This window comes from Microbacterium umsixpiens (assembly GCF_053543675.1).
This window is the reverse complement of record NZ_JBLVOH010000246.1, coordinates 1-7076: the sequence shown is the minus strand read 5'-3', so window position 1 is coordinate 7076 and position 7076 is coordinate 1. Positions and strand designations below refer to the sequence as shown.

The following is a 7076-nucleotide window of genomic DNA, read 5'->3' as shown; positions in this document are numbered from 1 at the left end:
CGGCGATGCCGGTGCGAAGCGTCTCGACGTAGCCGCGGAGAGCGCCGGGGACGGCGGCCAGACGCGTCGCGACGACGTCCCAGTCCTCGACTGTCGACGTCGGCATCAGGTCGAACACCGAGCGCACGTCCTGCGCCGCGGAGGCGATGACGTTGAGGTCGCGCAGATGCCACTTGGCGTCGTGAAGCTCGAGGTCCAGGCGGAGCTCCGCGCTGAGATCGGTCTTGGTGACCTCGTCGATCGCGTCGACGGGCGTGAGAGCAGACAGCTTGTCGAGGGTCGATCGGGTCGCCGCGGCGATCTCCTCATGGCCGGCCGGGCTCAGATCGCCGAAACGATCGTTCACCTCGTCGCGGCCGATGTAGGTGCCGAGAGTGGGCGCCAGAACCGCGATCTTGTCGACCCATTCATCGGCGACGGCGTCGATGGCGGAGGGGGTGCGAGGAGCTGAAGTCATAACTGCCAGCCTAATCCCCGCCCCCCTTCCACCGCCGGAGGTCAGTGCGCGGCTTCGTTCCAGTCGCGACCACGGCCGACCTGCACGTCGAGCGGCACGGTCAGCTCGGCCGCATCTCCCATGCGCGCGCGGACGATGCGCTCGGTGGCATCCCACTCCCCCGGAGCGACCTCGACCACGAGCTCATCGTGGATCTGCAGCAGCACCCGCGAGGAGAGCTGTTCGGACCGCAGATCGTCGTGGATGTGCAGCAGCGCGATCTTCATGATGTCGGCCGCGCTGCCCTGGATCGGCGCGTTGAGCGCCGCACGCTCGGCGTTCTCCCGCAGCACCCGGTTCGGGCTCGCGAGGTCGGGGAACGGACGGCGACGACCGAAGATCGTCTCGGTGTAGCCGACTTCCTTGGCCTTCATGACCGACGCACGCAGATAGTCGCGCACTGCTCCGAAACGGGCGAAGTACTCGACCATGAGCTGCTTGGCCTCGGACTGCTCGATGCGCAGTTGCTTGGACAGCCCGAACGCCGAGAGTCCGTAGACCAAGCCGTACGACATCGCCTTGACCTTGGTGCGCATGGCGGGCGTCACATCGCTCGGATCGACGCCGAACACCCGTGCGCCCACGAAACGGTGCAGGTCTTCCCCGCTGTTGAAGGCCTCGATCAGCCCCTCGTCGCCCGAGAGGTGCGCCATGATGCGCATCTCGATCTGCGAGTAGTCGGCGGTGAGGAGAGCCTCGTAGCCCTCTCCGACCTCGAACGCGCTGCGGATGCGGCGGGATTCCTCCGTGCGCACCGGGATGTTCTGCAGGTTGGGGTCGGTACTGGAGAGCCGCCCGGTCTGACTTCCGGTCTGCACGTAGGTGGTATGGACGCGGTGGTCATCGCCGATCGCCGTGTCGAGCGATTCGATGATCTGACGCAGCTTGGTCGCTTCGCGGTGCTGCAGCAGCAGGCTCAGAAAAGGGTGCGGATGGCTCTCCTGCAGGTCTGCGAGCACGGCGGCATCCGTCGAATAACCCGTCTTCGTCTTGCGGGTCTTCGGGAGCTGGAGGTCTTCGAACAGGACCTCCTGCAGCTGCTTGGGTGAGCCGAGATTGAACTCGCGCCCGACGACGGAGAACGCCTCCTGCGCGAGCCCCTCGGCGCGCGTGGCGAGCTCGCCGGAGAAGGTCGAGAGCACTTCGTGGGAGACCGCCACGCCGGCGACCTCCATGTCGGCGAGGGTGAGCAGCGTCGGCAGCTCGATGTCGACAAGGACCGTGCCGACCGACTCCGGGATGTCTTCCCGCAGCGCATCGGCGACGCGCAGGGCGAACCAGGCCTCCTGCGAGGGCGTCGCACCCTCGGTCTCGGGCACGAGCTGGGATGGGTCTGCTTCGGGCAGCTTCTCGCCCAGGTATCGCTCGACCAGGTCGGCGAGGGTCTTGTCCGGGAAACTGGGGCGCAGCAGCCAGCCGGCGAGACTCGTGTCGTACGAAAGGCCGCGGAGGCGGAGGCCCTGACGGATCAGCGCCTTGACCTGCGGCTTCGCATCGTGGAGCACCTTCGGCGCGTCGGATTCGATCCACTCGCGCAGGGCTTCGGCAGCGGTGTCCGTCCAGTCGGCCTCGCGCAGATCGGTCAGCGTGGCCGCACCGATGCGCACCGGGGCGCCGCCCTGGGTGGTGACGCGGAGGGAGACATCGCCGTCCTGCGCTGCGGCCCAGGCCGCGAGATCGGCGGGCGCGACGTCGACCGGCACAGGGAGGACGACGACGGAGGCAGGATCATCGGCGACTTCGCCGGCGCCGACGGCCTCGAACACCCGCGGCAGGAGGGTGCGGAACTCCAGACGCGCGAAGATGTCGCGCACCGCCTGTGCGTCGATCGGGGCGACCTCGAGATCAGCAGGTCCGACCGGAAGCTCGACGTCGGTGAGCAGACGGTTGAGCTTGCGATTGCGACGCACGTCTTCGATGTGATCGCGGAGGTTGCCGCCGACCACGCCCTTGATCTCATCGGCCCGTGCGATCAGCTCGTCGAGCGAGCCGAACTGCGTGAGCCACTTGACCGCAGTCTTCTCGCCGACCTTCGGCACACCGGGAAGGTTGTCGCTGGTCTCGCCGACCAGTGCCGCGATGTCGGGGTACTGCTCGGGCCGGACCCCGTAACGCTCCTGGACGGTCGTCGGGTCATACCGCTTGAGCTGGGAGACGCCCTGCACCGAGGGGTAGAGCAGCGTGACATCGTCGTTGACGAGCTGGATGGTGTCGCGGTCGCCCGAGACGACCAGCACGTCGTAGCCCTGTTCCGCGCCCTGGGACGCGAGCGTCGCGAGTATGTCGTCGGCCTCGATCCCATCTTTCGTCAGAACCGGGATCGACATGGCGGCGAGGCAGTCCTGCAGGAGCGGGATCTGTCCCTTGAACTCCTGCGGCGACTCGGAGCGTGTGGCCTTGTATTCGGGGTACTCGTCGGTGCGGAACGAGTGACGCGAGGTGTCGAAGGCGATGGCCAGATGCGTCGGCTGCTCGGCTTTGATGAGGTTCACCAGCATCGACAGGAAGCCGTAGATGCCGTTCGTGTGCTGGTTGTCCTTGGTCGTGAAGTTCTCGACCGGAAGGGCGAAGAAGGCACGATAGGCGAGCGAATGGCCGTCGACGACCATGAGGGTAGGCTTTGCGGAGTCCGTCACCCTGTCAGCCTAACGAGGACGACAGACACCCGCTGAGGAGGATGCATGAGCGACGTCGCGACGAGCGAGGGACTCGACTGGGCCACGGCCCGTGGGATGGGTGCTCTGGCCGAGAAGATGGGCATGGAGTTCGTCGAGTTCAGCGTCGAACGCTGCGTGGCGACGATGCCCGTCGAGGGCAACACGCAGCCGGTCGGGCTCATGCACGGCGGCGCGTACGTGGTGCTCGGAGAATCGCTCGGCTCGATGGCCGCGAACCTCCACGCCGGCGTCGGGCGGCTCGCGGTCGGCGTCGACATCAACGCCACCCACACGCGCTCGGCCACTTCCGGAGTCGTGACCGGCGTGTGCACGCCCGTGCACCTGGGCCGGAGCATCACCGTGCACGAGATCGTGGTGACCGACGATCAGGGTCGGCGCTGCTCGACGATCCGCATCACCAACATGATCAAGGACGTTCCCGCCGAGCGCTGAGCGGCTCCTCCAGCAGTCGCTGGAACAGTACGTGATCCTGCCACTCCCCCGCGATGCGGAGGTACTTCGGAGCCAGTCCGATGCGCTCGAAACCGTTTCCGAGCAGCACACGCTGGGATCCGATGTTGTGCAGCAGTGTCGCGGCCTGCATCCGGTGGAGGCGCAGCTCCATGCGCGAGTACTCCAGGATCTGTGACACCGCGCGGGTCGCGAGTCCGCGGTGCTGCCTCGCGGCGTCGACCCAATAGCCGAGGTCGGCGCTCCAGAACGCGCCACGGACGATGTTGTTGATGTTCATCCGTCCACGGATCTCACCGTCGTCCGACTCGATCACGAAACGGATGCTACGGCCGGACGCGGCGTCGGTGACGCACTCCTGAGCGTGGCGCTCCTGGGAGTCGATCGTGAAGAAGGACTCGCCACGAGTCGGCTCCCACGGTGCGAGGTGCTCCCGGTTCGACAGATACGCCCTCGAGAGCGCTGCACCGTCACCGATACGGACGGGCCGCAGGATGTGCTCGCCATCGAGCCGGAGGACTCCGGCGCTCACCGCTACTTCTTGGGGGCGAGCTGCTCGATGATCGCCTTGGCGACGTCCTGCATGGTCAGACGACGGTCCATGGACGCCTTCTGGATCCAGCGGAACGCCTCAGGCTCGCTCAGGCCCATCTTCTCGTTGAGCAGGCCCTTGGCGCGGTCGACGAGCTTGCGGGTCTCGAAGCGCTCGACCATGTCGGCGACCTCGGCCTCGAGCGTGATGATCTGCTCGTGGCGGGCGAGGGCGATCTCGATCGCGGGCAGCAGGTCGTTCGGCGTGAACGGCTTCACGACGTAGGCGAGTGCGCCTGCTTCGCTGGCCCGCTCGACGAGCTCCTTCTGGCTGAACGCCGTGAGGAGGACTACCGGCGCGATGTTGCCCTTGTGGAGCTTTTCAGCGGCGCTGATGCCGTCGAGCTGAGGCATCTTCACGTCCATGATGACGAGGTCGGGGCGCAGCTCGGTCGCGAGCGCGACCGCGGTCTCGCCGTCACCGGCTTCACCGACGACATCGAAGCCGTTGTCGCGGAGGATCTCGACGATGTCGAGGCGGATCAGCGACTCATCCTCGGCGACGACGACGCGTCGCGGGGCGGATGACGTGGGCTGCTCGGCCTGCTCTTCTTGCTCTGTCACAGAACCATCCTAGTGGAGAGGTCCGTGCGCGGGCTGTAGGTGCTCGCGGCGGAGGATCGCGCCCCGACCCTGCGCTAAAGTCGTAGACGCGACACACGAGCCGGCGTGGCGGAATGGCAGACGCGGAGCACTCAAAATGCTTTGTCCGAAAGGGCGTGTGGGTTCGAGTCCCACCGCCGGCACACGAATCGCGGTCGAGACCGCTGAATCACTCGCACAGCCTCAGATCGACCTCGTGTCCCGGGCCTGCGGACGCGATGACCGGAGGGGACTGCGATGACCTGGCCCGAAGACGAAGTGATCACTCGCCCTCAGCCGGTCGAACTCCATCCCGGCTGGGGCTGGGGTCTGCTGCTCGTTCCCGCGGCAGTGGGGCTCGCCGCCCTCGGCGTGTTCCTGTACCGCTCGCTCGGTTCGGGGGCGGGACTCCTGATCGGCGTCGCGCTCATCGCGTGGGCAGCATCCCTGGTGATGCCGTTCTTCGTCATCGCCTGGTACGCGGTACAGGCGACGTGGAAGGCATCGCGCGAAGCGCGTGGCCAGACCTTCGCCGCCCCATCGCAGGCGCTCCGCGGCATCGGTTTCCGCATCCGCTGGAGCCACGGTGCACGGCGCTTGATGTTCAATCCCGCGTCCTACGACGGACGTGACCTCCCGATGCTCGTCGCCGGTCGGGTCGTCCACGGTGTCGCGATCGGCATCCTGGTTCTCGCGGGCCTGATCGCCGCGTTCCTTTCTTTCACCTCGCGCTGAAGCGACTACTCGGCCAGCACGGCCAGTTCGGCCAGGACTCGAGGATGCGCAAGGATCCGGAAGTGTCCTCCGGTCTCGAGTCGGACGTTCTTGGCCCCGGCCAGCTCGCTCCCCTCCGGTATGTGGGGATCGAACGCCGCATAGATCGACACGATCCGTTCATTGACCGTGAGCTGCCGGGCGATGTCCACGATCGATGGGTCTTCCGGCGAGAAGGCGCGCAGGGTGCGCGACAGCATCAGACGGGCGTAGCGCGAGCCGCCGAACGGCGTAGCGATCGCGAGCATCGAGCGCACCCGCTCCCCCGCCGGGCCGGTCATGACGAGCTTGCCGGCGAGCCCTCCCTTGCTGTGTGCGACCAGGATCACGTCGGTGAGCCCTTGGCGCTCCAGGAACTCCGCGACAGCCGCCGCGATGTCGGCGACCGGACGCTCGTTCCGACGAAGCGTGTCGACGATGTGGACGGCGTGGCCGCGCGCGTGCATCTGCTCCACGAGGGGTTGCATGAACTTCCAGGTCTCGTACACTCCGGGCAGGACGACGATGTGCGCGGCGCTCCCCGATGCGAAGTTCGCGGCGTCGGTGCGGTTGAACGTCGCGCGCAGCTGCCAGTAGCCCGCGTACGCGTAGTCGGCCAGCCACCAGCCCGCGTTCCTCAGCACGCCGATGACGCACTCCTCCGTCTCTGGGAAGCGGCCGGTCGCACGCTCGGCGGCCACGGCCCGTCCGTGTTCGCCACGATGGCGGCGGCAACGGCACGAGGCGCGGAGTGCTGCACGACGTGGTGGCGCCCGGGCACCTCCACGAGCCGTGCAGTGCGCGCGGAGTCGCGAAGCCGCCGACACCATTCGCGCCCAGCCACCGGGTCATCGCCTCCCCTGATCACCAGGATGGGCCGCGTCAGCTCGGCGTACCGCTGCTCGGTCGGGTGCTCGATCATGTGCCGCGCCTGCTTCAGGTACCACCGGATGCCGCAGCGGAGATAGTCGGAGAACACGATCAGGTTGCTGGGCAGAGTCTCCCCGAGCGTGTCGATCGCGAGCGCCCTGGTCTGAGACACGAGGCTGCGATGGCTCTGATCGACGACAGGACCGATCGCGACGACGGCCTGCACGCGGTCCGGGCGGTGCAGAGCGGCCTCGGCCGCCCACTGCACGCCCATGGAGTGACCGACGACGATGATGCGATCCTCCCCCAGGGCGGCGATCACTTCCGCGAGTGCTCGTCCCATCCGCACCACATCGGGATTCCCGGAGGGCCTGGGCAGCCCCGCGAATCCCGGCAGGTCCACGGACACCACACGCGTGAGATCAGCAAGAACGTCATGCAACCGCGACAGGTAGCGATGCGACATCCCGATGCCGTGCACGAGCGCGATGGTGGGCGATTCCGCACCCGGCGGCCGCGGGCTGTCCCAGAGCCCGAAAGTCATCCCGTCGGTGACGATGCGACGACGGGAAGGGCACATGTTGTGAAGCTACCGCAACGCGCGGAAACGCAGCACGGGCTTGACTGGCGCTCCGGTGCACGACAGAGGGGGCGAG

8 protein-coding genes and 1 tRNA gene are annotated in these 7076 nt (G+C 67.3%); 3 read left to right on the top strand and 6 right to left on the bottom strand.

Annotation, left to right across the window (positions count from 1 at the left end; all coding sequences use genetic code 11):
- A partial coding sequence (locus ACNPM4_RS20565) for a DUF885 family protein (protein ID WP_448987002.1) occupies window positions 1-457 on the bottom strand: 457 nt, incomplete at its 3' end.
- Between the two features lie 41 nt (window positions 458-498).
- Window positions 499-3132 carry a DNA polymerase I gene (polA, locus tag ACNPM4_RS20560; protein ID WP_448987001.1) on the bottom strand — a complete coding sequence of 878 codons (2634 nt, stop codon included), beginning with the start codon at window positions 3130-3132 and terminating at the stop codon, window positions 499-501.
- Window positions 3133-3177: 45 nt separating this feature from the next.
- On the opposite strand from polA, the gene ACNPM4_RS20555 reads away from it, so the two are divergent.
- Window positions 3178-3606, top strand: a complete 429-nt coding sequence (locus tag ACNPM4_RS20555; protein WP_105709938.1) for a hotdog fold thioesterase — start codon at window positions 3178-3180, stop codon at window positions 3604-3606.
- Here ACNPM4_RS20555 and ACNPM4_RS20550 read toward each other — a convergent pair.
- The gene (locus tag ACNPM4_RS20550; protein WP_029273872.1) at window positions 3581-4156 is read right to left on the bottom strand and encodes a GNAT family N-acetyltransferase; all 576 of its coding nucleotides are present in this window, start codon (window positions 4154-4156) and stop codon (window positions 3581-3583) included. The two genes, ACNPM4_RS20555 and ACNPM4_RS20550, sit on opposite strands and share 26 nt — an antisense overlap.
- Window positions 4157-4158: 2 nt before the next feature.
- Window positions 4159-4779, bottom strand: a complete 621-nt coding sequence (locus tag ACNPM4_RS20545; RefSeq protein WP_017830602.1) for an ANTAR domain-containing response regulator — start codon at window positions 4777-4779, stop codon at window positions 4159-4161.
- 99 nt (window positions 4780-4878) lie between these two features.
- Between ACNPM4_RS20545 and ACNPM4_RS20540 the strand changes: the two genes are divergently transcribed.
- Together ACNPM4_RS20540 and ACNPM4_RS20535 are read left to right on the top strand one after the other, a co-directional pair.
- Window positions 4879-4961, top strand: a tRNA-Leu gene (locus ACNPM4_RS20540).
- Between the two features lie 94 nt (window positions 4962-5055).
- Complete coding sequence (locus ACNPM4_RS20535) at window positions 5056-5532, top strand: hypothetical protein (protein WP_029263376.1); 477 nt, start codon at window positions 5056-5058, stop codon at window positions 5530-5532.
- A gap of 5 nt (window positions 5533-5537) precedes the next feature.
- Here the strand turns inward: ACNPM4_RS20535 and ACNPM4_RS20530 are convergent, their stop codons facing one another.
- Together ACNPM4_RS20530 and ACNPM4_RS20525 are read right to left on the bottom strand one after the other, a co-directional pair.
- Window positions 5538-6194: an esterase/lipase family protein gene (locus tag ACNPM4_RS20530; RefSeq protein WP_448987000.1), complete on the bottom strand. Its 657-nt coding sequence runs from the start codon at window positions 6192-6194 to the stop codon at window positions 5538-5540.
- On the bottom strand, window positions 6188-7000 hold the full coding sequence (locus ACNPM4_RS20525; RefSeq protein ID WP_448986999.1) for an alpha/beta fold hydrolase: 813 nt from the start codon (window positions 6998-7000) through the stop codon (window positions 6188-6190). The genes ACNPM4_RS20530 and ACNPM4_RS20525 overlap by 7 nt, the downstream gene beginning before the upstream one ends.
- Window positions 7001-7076 lie beyond the last annotated feature (76 nt).